The organism is Micromonospora sediminimaris, assembly GCF_016863575.1.
GTDB classification, from domain to species: domain Bacteria; phylum Actinomycetota; class Actinomycetes; order Mycobacteriales; family Micromonosporaceae; genus Micromonospora; species Micromonospora sediminimaris.
Genome location: NZ_BOPD01000008.1, coordinates 108,949 through 123,728, shown reverse-complemented (window position 1 = coordinate 123,728; position 14,780 = coordinate 108,949). Strand labels below are relative to the sequence as shown.

Genomic DNA, 14,780 nt, shown 5'->3' with positions numbered 1-14,780 from the left:
CCGTGCTTCGGTCCGGCCAGCCGGGCATCCGGCTGGTCACCGTCGCGCTGCGGCACGGCGGTGGCGGGTCCGGCCGGGCGCGTGCGGGAAAAGCAGCGACGGGGAGGACGGCATGAGCGAGCGGTTGGCCGTGGTCAGTGGCGGCGGTACGGGGATCGGGGCGGCGGTGGCACGGTCGCTCGTCCTGGACGGGTGCTCGGTGCTGGTTCTGGGCCGGCGCGCGGAGGTGCTCAGTGCGACGGTCGAGCGGATCGGCGCCGAATGTGGCCGTCCCGAGGCGATCCGTGCCGTGACGGCGGACCTCACCGACCCGGACCAGGCGGCGAAGGTGGTCGAGGCGGTGGGTGGTCGGCCGGTCGACGTGCTTGTCAACAACGCCGGCGGCTACCACAGCGCGGAAAGTGACACGCTTGCCGGGATCGCCGCGAACTGGCGGGCGACCCTGGACACCAACGTGCTCACCGCGGTGCTGCTCACCGAGGCGCTGCGGCCGGCACTGCGCCGGCCCGGCGGTCGGGTGATCCTGATCAGCTCCATCGCCGCACAGCGCGGTGGCGGTGACGCGTACTCGGCGGCGAAGGCGGCGCTGCACGGCTGGGCGTACAGCCTCGCGGCCCAACTCGGGCCGGATCAGATCACGGTCAACGTGGTCAGCCCGGGCTACGTCGCGGAGACCGAGTTCTTCGACGGCCGGATGACCCCCGAGGGCCACGCGCAGCGGGTGGCCGCGACCCTGGTCGGCCGGGCCGGGGTACCGGACGACGTCGCCGAGTCGGTGCGCTACCTGGCCAGCCCCGCCGCCGGCTACGTCACCGGGCAGGTGCTCGGCGTCAACGGGGGGTCGGTGCTCGGCCGCTAACCGGTAAGCGGTTGAGCAGGTCGTACGCGGCGTTCGGGGCCTGCTGGGCCTGCTCCTCGGTGAACGCGACGACGGCGGGGGCGGCACCGAAGTCGAAGTACTCGACCACGTACTCGGACGCCTTCTTCTTGCCGGCCGGCGGGATCTCCAGCGTCAGCGAGGAGAGGTTGCCGTCCGCGCCGACCACCGCGCTGAGCGGAAGCTGCCCGTCGGTGTCGTCGAGCGCGGCCACGCCCTCCAGGGCGTCAGCCAGCTCCGGCACCACGGACAGGTCCACCACACCGGTGTACGTCCCGGGCTCACCGGCCTGGACATCGGAGGCCGCGCGGATGATCGCGGCGGCGTTGCCCGGGTCGGTGCTCTGGTAGCTGAGCAGCGGGTTCGGTCCCTCGATCTCCGCCGGGTCCAACTCCATCCACTTGGTGGGCAGCTTCATCAGCTTCTGGATGTCCTTGGCACCCTTGAAGTTGACCTTCATCCAGGTGCGTGACTCGACCATCCGGTAGGACATCTCAAGCGTGAAGTCCTTGTCCTTGGTGACCGTGTCGATGTCCATGCCCCGGTTCACCGGGTCGACCACGCCGGAGACGTCCCCGGACGAGTCGCTGGTGGTGAAGCGGAAGGCCGGGTCCTGCTCACCCGGCACGGCCGCCAGCAGCTCCTGCTTCGGGTCCGGTGGCGGTGGCGCCGCCGCCGGAGTGGCCTCGTCGTCGCAGCCGGCCACCACTGTCGCGGCCAGCAGGGCGGCGGCCACGGCCGCGAGACGGCGGGTCGTGGCGGTGGTGCCGGTTCGCTGAGTCATCTCGTCTCTCTCTCCGGTATCGAACGGGAATGGTAGAACACACTCCCGGACGCGGCCCGGCTCTGCCGCCGCGACGCTGGTAGAAACGTCGGATGGGCCAGGAACGGACGGTGGTACGGGAGCGGGCCGAGGCGGTGCTGCGGCGGCTGGCCGGCGCGCAGGCCCGGCTCCGCGAGGACCAGTGGCGGGCAATCGAGGCGCTGGTGGTGGACCGGCGTCGGGTGCTCTGCGTGCAGCGCACCGGGTGGGGCAAGTCGGCTGTGTACTTCGTGGCGACGGCGCTGTTGCGCGACCGCGACGGCCAGGGCACCGGGGCCGGACCCACCGGCCCGACCGTGATCGTCTCGCCGTTGCTGGCCCTGATGCGGAACCAGGTCGACGCGGCGGCCCGGGCCGGCATCCGGGCCCGCACCATCAACTCGGCGAACCTGGACGAGTGGGATGCCATCACCGCCGAGATCCACGCCGGCACGGTGGACGTGCTGCTGATCAGCCCGGAACGGCTCAACAACCCGGACTTCCGGGACGCCGTACTGCCGAAGCTGGCCGCCACCACCGGTCTGCTGGTGGTCGACGAGGCGCACTGCGTGTCGGACTGGGGGCACGACTTCCGGCCGGACTACCGCCGGCTGCGCACCTTCCTCGGTAACCTGCCCGAGCGCACCCCGGTGCTCGCGACCACCGCCACCGCCAACGCCCGGGTGACCCGGGACGTGGCCGAGCAACTGGGCACCGAACCGATAGCGGCGGCCGGGCCGCGACCGGACGTCCTGGTGCTGCGCGGCAGCCTGGACCGGGAGTCGCTGCGGTTGGGCGTGCTCGACCTGCCCAGCCCGGCGCACCGGCTCGGTTGGCTCGCCGACCACCTGGACCGGCTCCCCGGTTCCGGCATCGTCTACACGTTGACGGTGGCCTCGGCGACCGAGACCGCCGAGTTCCTCCGCTCGCGCGGTTGGGCGGTGGCCGCGTACACCGGGCAGGCCGAGGACGCCGACCGCCGCGCCGCCGAGCAGGACCTGCTGGACAACAAGATCAAAGCCCTGGTGGCCACCAGCGCGCTCGGCATGGGTTTCGACAAGCCGGATCTCGGCTTCGTCGTGCATCTCGGCGCGCCGCCGTCGCCGATCGCGTACTACCAGCAGGTCGGCCGGGCCGGGCGGGCCGTCGAACATGCCGAGGTGCTGCTGTTGCCCGGTGCCGAGGACGCGGCCATCTGGCGGTACTTCGCCTCACTGGCCTTCCCGCCCGAGGAGCAGGTCCGCGCGGTGCTGGCCGCGCTGCACACCGACCGGCCGCTGTCCACGCAGGCCCTGGAGCCGCTTGTGGATCTGCGCCGGGCCCGGTTGGAACTGATGCTCAAGGTGCTCGACGTGGACGGCGCGGTCCGCCGGGTACGGGGCGGCTGGCTCGCCACCGGGGAGCCCTGGACCTACGACGAGGCCCGGTTGCGTCGCGTCGCCGCCGCCCGCACCGCCGAACAACAAGCCATGGTCGAGTACGCGGCGACGACCGGCTGCCGGATGCGCTACCTGCGCGAATGTCTGGACGATGCGGAGGCGGTCGACTGCGGCCGGTGTGACCGCTGCGCCGAGCCGCTGTTCCCGCCCGAGGTGTCGGCGGCCGCGCTGACCGCCGCGCAGACCTTCCTCGGCCGCCCCGGGGTGCAGGTCGCGCCGAAGAAGCTCTGGCCGACCGGGCTGGAGTCGGTCGGCGTACCCCTGAAGGGGCGCATCGCCCCGACGGAACAGGCGCTGCCGGGCCGCGCCGTCGGCCGGCTGTCGGATCTCGGCTGGGGCGGTCGGCTGCGCGGGCTGGTCGGCCCGGACGCGCCGGACGGCCCGGTGCCCGACGACGTGGCCGCCGCGGTCGTCGAGGTGCTCAAGGCGTGGGCGCACGGTGACGACCCCTGGCCGGACCGCCCGGCCGGGGTGGTCGCGGTCGGCTCCCGGACCCGTCCGGCGCTTGTCGGTTCGCTGGCCGAGCGGATCGCCGCCGTCGGCCGGCTGCCGCTGCTCGGCCAGGTGATCCCCACCGGGTCGGTGGCCGCCGACGGTCCGCGCGGCAACAGCGCGCAGCGGGTACGCGCCCTGCACGGCACCCTCACCGTCCCCGACCGTCTCGCCGAGGCCGTCGCCGACCTGGACGGCCCGGTGCTGCTGGTGGACGACCTGGTCGACTCCGGCTGGACCATGACGATGGCGGCCCGGGAACTGCGCCGCGCCGGCGCCACCGGCGTGCTGCCGCTCGCACTCGCCGTCGCCGCCTGAGGATGCGACCGGAACCACGATCCGGTCGGCCCGCCGGGTGTCCGATTCGCCCGGCGGTACGGTGGGCGCATGGCTGACCAGGCACCCGATGCGCCCGCGCTCGGGTCGGTACGCACCACCGAGCGACCAGTCGCCGGTCAGGACTCCGGCGCGACGTCGGCCCGCCGGGCGCCTGCCGCGGCCTCGGCCGTACCGGATCGCGCCACGCTGCGGCTGGCGCTGGTGGTGGGCGGGCTCGTGCTGGCGGTGCTGCTCGGATTCGGGCTCGGGCGGATCAACGGGCGCGGTGGCCCCACGGCGGCCGGCGGCACCGACAGCGCGCTGGCCGATCACCCCCACGCCCCCGGCGCCGGCGCACACTCGCACGGTGCCGACCAGGACGCGGCGGCCGAGGCCGGCGGTCTGGCCGTCAGCCGCGACGGCTACACCCTGGCCCCGATGACCGCCGAGTTCACCCCCGGTCAGGCAGCTGAGCTGCGCTTCCAGATCCGGGACGGGCAGCGGCGGACGGTCACCCGGTTCGCGGTGGTGCACGACAAGCCGATGCACGTGATCGTGGTGCGTCGGGACCTGTCCGGCTATCAGCACCTGCATCCGACCATGGCGGTGGACGGCACCTGGTCGGTGCCGCTCACGCTGCCGTCGCCCGGCGTCTGGCGCGCGTACGCCGATTTCACCGCCGTCGCCGACGACGGCCGGCAGACGGCGACGACGCTCGGGGTGGATCTGGTCGCGCCCGGCAGCTACACGCCTCGTGACCTGCCCACACCGGCGACCACGGCCAGGGCCGACGACTTCACCGTCACGTACCAGAGGGTTCCCCAGCCGGGGCTCACCGTGCCGGTCGACTTCCGGATCACGGGGGCGGACGGCGCCGGCCCGGCGCTGGAGCGTTACCTCGGCGCGTTCGGTCACCTCGTCGCGTTGCGCGAGGGCGACCTCGGCTATCTGCACGTGCACCCGGAGGCGGAGTTGGTCGACGGGGCGATCCGGTTCTGGCTGACCACACCGGGGCCCGGGCGGTACCGCCTCTACCTGGACTTCGCCACGGGGGGAGAGGTACGCACGGCAGAGTTCACGGTGTCGGTGCCTTAGGCCCTGGGTCAGCCCGCCGTCCGGCGCATCGGTGCGGCGGTGGGGTCCGTCGGCCGGCGGACCGGCCGGCGGGCGAGGTAGCGCAGCAGGTCGCGGATGTGGTGTTTCTCTTCGGCCGGCACCGCCGGATCCGCCAACCGTTGCAGGATCACCCGCACATCGGCCTCCACCGGGCCGTCGTCGCCGCGTCGCCAGGACCCGGGGCCCGCGTCGGGCAGACCGAGAGCGCGGAAGGCAGCCGCCACCGGCAGATCGAGCGCGGCGCAGAAGCCTCGGACCTTGGCCAGTTCGGGATAGTCCTGCCAGTCACCGGCGAGCCAGCGGAAGACGGTCGAGCGACCGATGCCGGTGTGGGCGGCCAGGTCGGTGACGGTCCAGCCGCGCTCCTCGCGGGCATCGTCGATGGCGCGGCGTACGAAACGCGCGAAGGCCATCTGCGGCGAAACCTCTGCCGAACCCATCCGGTGGGTCTTCCCTCCCGACCGGCACCCGACGGTGCGCTCTTCGAGAGTAGTACGGGAAGGGCGCTCGACAACTGACTGATCGACCAGACGATTCCGGTGGCGAGCCGCTGATCCGTCACACCGTGGGCGAAGCCTGCGTGAGCAGCGTCTCCAGCCGGGGCGTGACCTGCCACTGGGAGACCAGGTCCCGGTACTCCGTGCGCTGGGCGGCGGTCGGGTCGGCACCGGTTCGCCGGGCCCGGATGAGCAGGTTCCGGGGGGTGTGTGCGGAGTCGACGAACTCGACCACCTCGGCCCGGTAGCCGTGCAACCGGAGCAGCCCGGCACGCAGCGCGTCGGTGAGGACGTCCGCGAAGCGCTCCCGCAGGATGCCCTGCCGGGTGAGCAGGTCGTACGGCCCCGGTGCCGGCCGGTTACGCAGCTGCGTCGCGACGTCGTGGTGGCAGCACGGCGCGGCGAGCACCCAGCGGGCGTGCCAGCCCACCGCCCGGGCCAGCGCCTCATCGGTGGCGGTGTCGCAGGCGTGCAGTGCGAGCACCAGGTCGGGCGGTGGTTCGACAGCCGCGTCGGCGATCGTGCCGGCGACGAACCGCACCCGTCCGGCCCAGCCCAGCCGCTCGGCCAGTTCGGTGTTGCGGCGACGCTGGTCGTCGCGCACGTCCACGCCGACCAGTTCGACGTCCAGGCCCGACCGGGACAGGTAGCGGTACGCGGCGAAGGTCAGGTACGCGTTGCCGCAACCCAGGTCCACCACCCGCAGCGGTCGGTCCAACTGCCCGGCCAGCCCGTCCGGAAGGGTGGCGGTCAGCGCCCGCAGGAACGCGTCCACCTGTCGTCGCTTGGCCGCCGAGCCGCCGATCTCGGCGAAGAGCGGATCGCCCGGATCGAGCAGGTACTCCTTGGTCCGGTCGTGCCCGGTCGCTGCCGCTGGAGCGGCCGACCGGCTCGCCGTGCTGCGGTGCACCTGGGCCTCACCCGACTTGGTGACCCGCAGTTGCAGGGTGGCGTCGGCGGTCTCCACATGCCAGTTGCCGAACGGCTCGGCCAGCAGCGCCTCCACCGCGGCGTCCGCCTCCGGCCCCGGGCTCAGGTTTCGGGTGTGTGGCCGGGCTCCGTCCGAGGTGGAGATCTGCAACCGCTGACCGGCCTTGAGGGCGACGGGCCGCAGTTCGGCCCGGATCACCGAGGGACGCTGGCCGCGCCGCCGTCCGGCCGCCACGGCCCGGGTCAGGGCCGGTCCGAGCAGCATCGAGCGGACCTCGGCCAGGGCGGAGTCCAGTGGTTCGGGCATCGCTCCATCTTTCGGGGAGGATTCGGCGGCATTCGTCAGCTGGCAGGCGGTCCACGACCCCTGCGCTGCCCATCCGCCAGCTCTGCTTCAACCGACGCACAGGTTCCGGCGCTTGGCCGGTGCGTGGAGTGAAGCAGAGCAAAGGGGCCGGACAGCAAGCACCGCCCGGGCGGCGACGGGTCGGCCAGTGGCGCTGGCCGCTCTCCGCCGCCTCGGGCGGTACGTGGTCAGTCCGTGGTCGCCTCGGCCGGCGTACCGCTGTCGGCTGCGGCACCACGGCGGCGTCGGCGGCGGCGCGGGCGCGGATTGGCCTCACCGGCGGCGTCCTCGTTGCGGTCGGTGGTCGCCTCGGCAGGGGCGCCGTCGACGGCCGTCGACACGGTCTCGGCGCCCGCCACCGCCTCGCCGGCCCGGCGACGCCGACGACGCCGGGGAGTACGGGTGCCTTCCTCGGCGTCACTCGCGGTGGCGTCGGTCGGCGTGGTGTCGGCACCGTCCTGCCGGCGACCGCTGCCGCCGCGTCCACGACCGCCCTCACCACGACCGCCCTCACCGCGACCGCCGTCGCCGCGACTGCGGCGGCGGGTGCCACGCGGCTCGCCCCGCCGGGAGCGGCCACCACCCAGGTCCTCCTCGACCTCGGCGGCCAGTCCCGCACGGGTGCGTTCCGCGGTCGGCAGGGTGCCGGTGATCTCGGTGGAGATGTGCAGGTCGGTGTAGAGATGCGGCGAGGTGTGGTACGTCTCCGGTGGCTCGGGCATATCCAGGCCGAGCGTCTTGTCGATGATCCGCCAGCGGGGCATGTCGTCCCAGTCGACGAAGGTCACCGCGACACCGGTCGCGCCGGCCCGACCGGTCCGGCCGATCCGGTGGGTGTACGTGTCCTGGTCTTCCGGACAGTCGTAGTTGATCACGTGGGTGACGCCGCTGACGTCGATGCCCCGGGCTGCCACGTCGGTGGCGACCAGAGTGTCGATCTTTCCGGCCCGGAACGCCCGCAGGGCCCGCTCGCGGGCGCCCTGACCGAGGTCGCCGTGCACCGCCGCGACCGCGAAGCCACGGAAGTCCAGGTCCTCGGCGACGCGGTCGGCGGCCCGCTTGGTCCGGGTGAAGATGATGGTCAGGCCGCGGCTCTCCGCCTGGAGGATCCGGGCCACGATCTCGATCTTGTTCATCGAGTGGGTGCGGTAGACAAGCTGTTCCGTCTGCGGCGACGGGCCGGTCTCGGCGGTGTGCCCGGCGTGGATGGTGATCGGGTGGCGCAGGAAGCGTCGGGACAACGTCACGATCGGATCCGGCATGGTCGCGGAGAAGAGCATGGTCTGCCGGTCCTCCGGCAGCATCGCCAGGATCCGCTCGACGTCGTCGAGGAAGCCGAGGTCGAGCATCCGGTCGGCCTCGTCCAGCACCAGTGCGCGTACCCCGTGCAGGCGCAGATGCTTCTGCTTGGCGAGATCCAGCAGGCGTCCCGGAGTGCCGACGAGGATCTCCACGCCCTTGCGCAACGCCTCGATCTGCGGCTCGTACGCGACGCCGCCGTAGATCGGCAGCACCCGTACGCCCCGGGTGCGGCTGGCGGCGGCGATGTCCTTGGCAACCTGGATGCCCAGCTCGCGGGTTGGTACGACGACCAGGGCCTGCGGCAGCCCGTCGCCGCCCTCGTCGGGTGCGAAGACCCGCTCCAGCAGCGGTACGCCGAAGCCCAGGGTCTTGCCGGTGCCGGTCGGCGCCTGCCCGATCAGGTCAGCTCCGCGCAGCGCGATCGGCAGTGCGTACTCCTGGATGGCGAAGGCGCGGGTGATGCCGGCCGCGGCCAGCGCGTCGACGGTCTCGGCGCGCGCGCCGAGCTCGGCGAAGGTCGGTGCCTCCGGTCGGACCGGGGCGGTCGGGGCCAGTTCCTGGCCGTCGATAATGTCTTGAATCGGCTCACTCATGTGGATTTGGGGGTGCCCTCTCGTGGGTGCGCCCCGTCATGTCCTCAGGGCGCGTTCGGTATGGCGCGGGCCACACGGTCGGCGGCAGAGAGCCGGGCGGACCGGGCCGCACGCGCGCCGTGGGTCGGACTTCGACCGGATCGGAGTTGACTCCAGCCGGATCGGCACCTACGGCAACTCCTCCATGCTACCTGAACGGGCCAAACAGCGTCCCGATTCCGCGGGGGCCGGTGGCGGCGCAAAGGTTTGTAAGTGACCTGTATCACATATTGTCGGGGTGGCGGGTTTCGCTCGGGCCTGCCGGTACCCCGGCCGGACGGTAGCCTGCGCACGTGTCCGCCCCCACCCCGCCCGGCCACGCCGTCGCCGACCTGCTCGGTCTGGTGGCCCTCGGTGAACTGCTCGCTTTCGACCGGATGGCGGCCGACGCCCGGCTCGCTCCCGACCTGCGCCGCCGGGCAGCTTTGAGTGAGATGGCAGCTGCCGAGATCGCCAACTACCGGCGGGTGGCCGACCGGCTCACCGCGCTCGGCGTGCCGCCCGACGACGCGATGGCGGCGTACGTCATGCCGTTGCAGGCGTACCACGACTCGACCGAGCCCCGCGACTGGGCGGAGGCGGTCACCAAGGCGTACGTCGGTGACGCGATCACCGATGACTTCCTTCGGGGGATCGCGGTCGCGCTGGGAGAGCCCGACCGTCAGCTGGTCCTCGACGTGCTGCACGAGTCGCGGTACGCGGAGTTCGCCGCCGCCGAGATCCGGCTGGCCGTGGCGGCCGATCCGACCGTGGCGGGCCGGCTGTCGATGTGGGCGCGACGTCTGGTCGGCGAGGCGCTGTCCCAGGCGGGGCGGGTCGCCACCGCCGACCATGGGGCCCTCACCATGCTGATCGCCGCGGGTGGTGACGTCGACGTGGCGGAATTGTTCCGGCGGCTGACCGCTGCGCACACCGCGCGGATGGCCGCCGTCGGGCTCAACAACTGAGTTGGGCGCAACGACTGAGCAGAGACCGGCAACAGGGCGGTGCGGCGGGACAGCCCGCCCCGCCGGTCCTGTCGCCGGTCGGTCAGAACGTCAGCGGACGGTGAAACCGACCGCCCGAGGGGATGCCTCGGCGATCTCGACGTAGGCGACCTTGCCGACCGGCACGATCACCCGCCGCCCCTTCTCGTCGGTCAGGGAGAGAGTGCCCTCGCCCCTGGCGACGGCGTCGGTCACGATCCGCTCGATCTCGGCCGGCGACTGTGCGCTCTCCAGGACCAGCTCGCGCGGCGCGTACTGCACGCCGATCTTGACCTCCACTGTGCCTCCTCCATCGGGCGAAATGGCCGCCCTGCGAAGGCTATCCGATCACAAGGTCGAAGGTCAGGCTGACTCACCTTGCAGCGGGAAGCTGGCGATGCCCCGCCAGGACAGCGCCGCGACCAACGCCTCGGCCTCGGCCTTGGGTACCTGGCGGCCGCCGGCCAGCCAGAACTGCGCGGCGGTCTCGGCCGCGCCCACCAGGCCCGAGGCGAGCAGTTCGGCGTGCGCCCGGCTGACCCCGGTGTCGGAGATGATCGTGTCGGTGATCGCCGCGATGCAGCCCTGCTCAACCCGCTCCACGCGTTGCCGCACGGCCGGATCGTTGCGCAGATCCGACTCGAAGACCAGCCGGAAGGCTTCGCTCTCGTGATCGACGAAGTCGAAGTACGCCCGCACCGACGCGCTGACCCGCTCCTTGTTGTCGGTGGTGCTCGCCATGGCGTCGTGCACCTTGGCGACGATCGCGTCACAATGCGTGTCGAGCAACGCGAGATAGAGCTCCATCTTGCCGGGGAAGTGTTGGTACAGCACCGGCTTGGAGACCCCGGCCCGCTCGGCGATGTCGTCCATGGCCGCAGCGTGGTAACCCTGCGCGACGAACACCTCCTGAGCAGCGGCAAGTAGCTGCTTGCGGCGCGCCGAACGGGGCAGGCGCGTGGGTCGGCCGGCGGTCTGGGCGCCGTTCCCCACAGCGGTCATGGGAACCTCCGAGGTTGTCGTACGGGCCGGCATATCACCCGAACCCGGTCGGGGCCCCTCGGCCCCTCGCGGAATTGGCCCGCCGCTGTAACTTATCGCCACTGTCGCCACACGGTAGCCTCAGCGGGGGCGACCAAGGAGCGCGCGGTGAGTGAAACAGGGCAACCCGGTGCCGCCACCCCGGGAGAGCACGGCGACGGGACGGGTCAGCGCGATGACCTGGCCCGTTCCGGCAACGGGTGGGGGCCGCCACCGGTCGACTGGTCGTGGGGGCCCGAGGTCGTGCCCGGTTCCGAAGCGACCAGGCCGCGGCCGGAGTCCCCGTCCGGTTGGGCCACCGCCTCGTCACGCCATGCCGACCTGCCCGCTCCTGTCGGTGAGCAGGCGGAGCCGGAGCGGCCCGTGCGGGTCAACGGAAACCACGTCAACGGCCACCGGACGAACGGCACGCCGGTCGCGGACCAGACGCCGGCCAACCGGCATGCCCCGGTCAGCGCCCCGCCCGGCCCGCACGGGCCGGGTCAGGATCCCGGCAAGGACCGGCTTGTCGTACCGGCCCCACGCCCGGTGCCGTCCGGCGAGTTGCCGGTGACCACCGGCACCGGCCTGCCGACCTCGTCGCCCCCGGCCGTGCAGGTGCCGCCCGTCGGCACCGCTCCCTCCGGCTTCGAGATGCCACCCGGCCTGCACGCGCCCACCGCCGAACGGTCCGGTGAGGGCCCGACGGGTGCCCGGCAGCAGAGCTGGGACGACGGATTCCCGCCGGAGCCGGTCGGCGAGCCCTGGTCGACCGCGCCGGTCGCCGATCAGGCCGGCGGGCCGGCCGACCACCCTTCGGGCGGCACCGACCAGCCTGCCCGCTGGTCGCCCGCCGACCAGCCCGCCGGTGATGCGGACCGACCCAGCTGGGCCCAGCCCGGCCCGGCTCGCGACTGGGCGCCGCCGTGGGCGCGCGACGACGGTGAGTCCGCCGACCGTCGGTCCCGTGAGGCGCCGACCCGGAACTGGGCCAGCGAGCCCAACCGCCCGTACGAGCCGGTCCGCGCCGAGCCGACCCGCCCGTACGAGCCGGTCCGTGCGGAGCGGCCCCGGCCGTACGAGACCCGCCGGGATGCCGAGCCTGCGGAGGGCGAGTCGTCCACCGCGCCCGAGCCCGGGGACACGTCGGCCGCCGTCGACCCGACCAGCGCACCCCCGTTCCCGCAACCGCCCTCGTGGGCGCGTGCGCCCGAGGTGCCGCCGGCCGAGGAGCGTCCGTCCTGGGCGCTGCCCCCGGCCAGCGGCGATCCGACAAGCGCCCCGCCGGCCCCCCAGCGGCCGTCGTGGGCGCGTGCGCCGGAGTCGCCGCCGGCGGAGCAGCGTCCGTCCTGGGCGCTGCCGCCGGTCAGCGGCGCACCGGCGAACGAGGGCCTGCCCTGGGGTACGCGGAACGAGGAGGCCCCGTCCTGGGGCAACCGGTCCGGCGGCCAGCCGACCGACGAGCGTCTGCCGTGGGCGCTGCATCCGGCCAGTTCCCCGCCGGCCGGCACGCCATCCGGTGCGGTCGATCCGACCAGCGCTCCACCGGCCGGAACCCGGTCGACCGCCCCCATCGGCAGCGCGCCGCAGCCCGACCCGCCGAGTCGGCGGGAAACCCTCGATCCCGGCTCGACGCCACCGGTCGCCGAGGCCCGGTCAGCCGCCGATCCGCCCGGGTATCGTCCGTTCCGGCTGCGGTCGGTTCCGGACGAGCCGACACCCACGCCCGTCTCTGCTCCCGCCCCGCCGGATCCGATCACCGGGCCGGCCGCGACCGACCAGGTTCCGGGTGAGCCCGGCCGCCGCGAGCGCACCCCCTCTGCGCCCGTCCCGACGAGTGCAGCCCCCTATGCGGCACGCCGGTCCGCGCCCGATCCGGTGCCGTCGACCGAGTCGGCCGGCGACCGATCGCAGGAGAGCACCACGGCGGTGTTGCCGCAGCGCGTCCCTGCCGAACCGGACGTGCCCGTCGTGCCGGAGCCGCCAGCTGTGGAGCCACCCGCCGAAACCCCGGAACTCGCCCGGAACGCCACTCATCTCCGCCGTGACGACGAGCCGGCCACGCTGCGGGACCGGCCGGAGGGCTTCGACGTCAACGCGATCCTCGCCGCTGTCCGAGGAGTCGAGGGCGTCCGCGACGCCGCCCTGCGGCGTACCCCCGCCGGGGCGCACAGCCTGCGCCTCGACCTCGCCGACGGGGCCGACCCGGCCGAGGTGAGCCGACACGTCGCTCGCCTGTTGCAGGAGCGGATGGGGCTGGCCGCGGCACCGCGCGGCCTGCCCGGAGTGCCCGCCGCGCCGGTGCGGCGACGCGCTGCGGAGAGCCGGAGCGAGTCGGGTGAGACGCGCCCGGTCGCCGAGCCACGGCGTCCGTCCGCCCGACCCGGTGGCACCCGGACGGAGGCTCCGCCGAGCCGGCCGGAGACCGTGCCGGAGACGACCCGGCGGCGCCGGCAGTCCCCGGCTCCGCACCGGGGCCGGGCCGTAGTGGACGAGCCGGGTGCGCCGGGCAGTCCGGCGACCCTCGCTGCCTCCTACTCCGGCGGGCAACTCACCACGACCGAGTCCGCGCCGTCGCGGCCGCTGGACACCGGCGGGGTGCCGGGCCCCCGGGTGGTACTCGACCACGTCCAGGTGAGCACGTTCGGGCTGGACGCCAACGTCGAGGTCCGGCTGGTCGCGGGCGATCACAACGCCTCGGGGTACGCCACCGGACCCGCCGTGGACGGCTTCGTGCTGCGGTTGTGCGGCGTCGCGGCGGCGGCGGCGATCGACGAGCTGCTCTGTGCCGCCGTTCCCACTGCGGAACGTGGACGGTGCTTCGTGGAGCACGCCGCGGTGGTGCCGTTCGGCAACTGCGAGGTGGCCACCGTGGTGGTGCTGCTGGTCTGCGACGGCTGGGTCGAGCAGTTGGCCGGTTCCGCGCTGGTGGCCGGCGATCCCCGGCAGGCGGTGGTACGCGCCACCCTGGCCGCCGTCAATCGTCGGCTGGAGGCGCTGCTGGCGTGAGCCGTTCCAGGCAGACTGGAACGGTGAAGCCTGCCACCCTCTGGCCCGAAGGGCTGCTGCCCGCCCACTCGGTTCCGCCGCCCTGGCCGGGGCGCGAGGTGCGACTCGACGGAGCGGTCACCTACGTCCGGGAGACGCCGGCCACCGGGCCGGACGCCGAACCAGCGTTGTACGTGCACGGTCTGGGCGGCTCCTCGCAGAACTGGACCGACCTGGCCGGCCTGCTCGCCGAGCGGCTCGACGGTCAGGCGATCGACCTGCCCGGCTTCGGCCGCAGCGAGCCGGGCCGGCGCTACACGGTGCCGGTCTTCGCAGACCGGGTGATCCGTTGGATCGAGCACTCCGACCGTGGGCCGGTGCACCTGCTCGGCAACTCGCTGGGCGGTGCGATCTCGGTGCGGGTGGCCGCCCTCCGGCCGGATCTGGTCCGGACACTGACCCTGGTGTCGCCGGCCCTGCCGTTCCTCGACTTTCGCCGGTCGTTGCAGGGACGGATGCTGCCGCTGCTGGCGATCCCCCGGGGCGAACGGGTGGCCGCCTGGCGGCTGGCCCAGCTCGCGCCCGAGGTGATGGCCCAGCAGGTCATGGAGGCGTGCGTGGCCGATCTCAGCCGGATCAGCGACCAGCGTAGGCGCGAGGCGCTGGAAGAGATCCGGGTCCGCTACGAGGCGGAGCACTACGCGGCGGCGTACGTGCGGACCTTTCGTGGCCTGGTGTCCAGCTTCGTGCGGTCGTACCTGCCCGGGTCGGGCTCGCTGTGGCGGATGGCCGGTACGGTGCGGGCACCGTCGCTGGTCATCGGGGGACGGCAGGACCGGCTGGTCGACGTGCGGGTGGCGCCGCAGGCCGCCCGGGTGATCCCGGACAGCCGCCTCCTGATGATCAACGGTGTCGGTCACGTGGCTCAACTTGAGGTGCCGCGCCTGGTGGCCCGGGCCGTGCTCGGGCTGCTCGCCGAGACTGGGGAACCCGCCCGCCGGGCCGACCTGGCAGGATGACCGGGTGCACAGCCCTGGTAGCCGTCTTCGATCGGCG

The 14,780-nt window shown here is 73.5% G+C and carries 11 protein-coding genes and 1 pseudogene; 6 read left to right on the top strand and 6 right to left on the bottom strand.

Features of this window, described 5'->3' with window-relative positions:
- Nucleotides 1-112 precede the first annotated feature (112 nt).
- Complete coding sequence (locus Vse01_RS06145) at nucleotides 113-859, top strand: SDR family NAD(P)-dependent oxidoreductase (protein ID WP_093403528.1); 747 nt, start codon at nucleotides 113-115, stop codon at nucleotides 857-859.
- Here the strand turns inward: Vse01_RS06145 and Vse01_RS06140 are convergent.
- Entirely contained in the window at nucleotides 831-1,661 is an 831-nt protein-coding gene (locus Vse01_RS06140; protein WP_093403530.1) for a hypothetical protein, read from the bottom strand. The two genes, Vse01_RS06145 and Vse01_RS06140, sit on opposite strands and share 29 nt — an antisense overlap.
- A 92-nt stretch (nucleotides 1,662-1,753) precedes the next feature.
- Between Vse01_RS06140 and Vse01_RS06135 the strand changes: the two genes are divergently transcribed.
- Together Vse01_RS06135 and Vse01_RS06130 are read left to right on the top strand one after the other, a co-directional pair.
- Entirely contained in the window at nucleotides 1,754-3,928 is a 2,175-nt protein-coding gene (locus tag Vse01_RS06135; RefSeq protein ID WP_093403531.1) for a RecQ family ATP-dependent DNA helicase, read from the top strand.
- A gap of 69 nt (nucleotides 3,929-3,997) precedes the next feature.
- Nucleotides 3,998-5,023 (top strand): DUF8832 domain-containing protein, encoded by a 1,026-nt coding sequence (locus tag Vse01_RS06130; protein WP_232511197.1) that lies wholly within the window; start codon nucleotides 3,998-4,000, stop codon nucleotides 5,021-5,023.
- A gap of 8 nt (nucleotides 5,024-5,031) precedes the next feature.
- Here the strand turns inward: Vse01_RS06130 and Vse01_RS06125 are convergent, their stop codons facing one another.
- The 3 genes from Vse01_RS06125 to Vse01_RS06115 form a co-directional block, all read right to left on the bottom strand.
- The gene (locus Vse01_RS06125) at nucleotides 5,032-5,484 is read right to left on the bottom strand and encodes a helix-turn-helix domain-containing protein (protein WP_093403533.1); all 453 of its coding nucleotides are present in this window, start codon (nucleotides 5,482-5,484) and stop codon (nucleotides 5,032-5,034) included.
- Between the two features lie 118 nt (nucleotides 5,485-5,602).
- A complete protein-coding gene (locus Vse01_RS06120) occupies nucleotides 5,603-6,778 on the bottom strand; it encodes a class I SAM-dependent methyltransferase (RefSeq protein WP_093403534.1) in 1,176 nt (391 codons plus the stop codon).
- A gap of 227 nt (nucleotides 6,779-7,005) precedes the next feature.
- Entirely contained in the window at nucleotides 7,006-8,712 is a 1,707-nt protein-coding gene (locus Vse01_RS06115; protein ID WP_093403536.1) for a DEAD/DEAH box helicase, read from the bottom strand.
- 332 nt (nucleotides 8,713-9,044) lie between these two features.
- On the opposite strand from Vse01_RS06115, the gene Vse01_RS06110 reads away from it, so the two are divergent.
- On the top strand, nucleotides 9,045-9,698 hold the full coding sequence (locus Vse01_RS06110; RefSeq protein ID WP_093403537.1) for a ferritin-like fold-containing protein: 654 nt from the start codon (nucleotides 9,045-9,047) through the stop codon (nucleotides 9,696-9,698).
- 90 nt (nucleotides 9,699-9,788) lie between these two features.
- On the opposite strand, the gene Vse01_RS06105 is transcribed toward Vse01_RS06110, so the two are convergent.
- Both Vse01_RS06105 and Vse01_RS06100 read right to left on the bottom strand, forming a co-directional pair.
- Complete coding sequence (locus tag Vse01_RS06105; RefSeq protein ID WP_093403539.1) at nucleotides 9,789-10,016, bottom strand: DUF3107 domain-containing protein; 228 nt, start codon at nucleotides 10,014-10,016, stop codon at nucleotides 9,789-9,791.
- Nucleotides 10,017-10,079: 63 nt separating this feature from the next.
- Nucleotides 10,080-10,718, bottom strand: coding sequence for a TetR/AcrR family transcriptional regulator (locus Vse01_RS06100; protein ID WP_093403541.1), 639 nt, complete (start codon nucleotides 10,716-10,718; stop codon nucleotides 10,080-10,082).
- A gap of 1,386 nt (nucleotides 10,719-12,104) precedes the next feature.
- Here Vse01_RS06100 and Vse01_RS06095 point away from each other — a divergent pair.
- Nucleotides 12,105-13,745 (top strand): annotated as a pseudogene (locus Vse01_RS06095) (hypothetical protein); the annotation flags it as partial.
- Nucleotides 13,746-13,768: 23 nt separating this feature from the next.
- Nucleotides 13,769-14,743, top strand: a complete 975-nt coding sequence (locus Vse01_RS06090) for an alpha/beta fold hydrolase (RefSeq protein ID WP_093403545.1) — start codon at nucleotides 13,769-13,771, stop codon at nucleotides 14,741-14,743.
- Nucleotides 14,744-14,780: the final 37 nt, after the last annotated feature.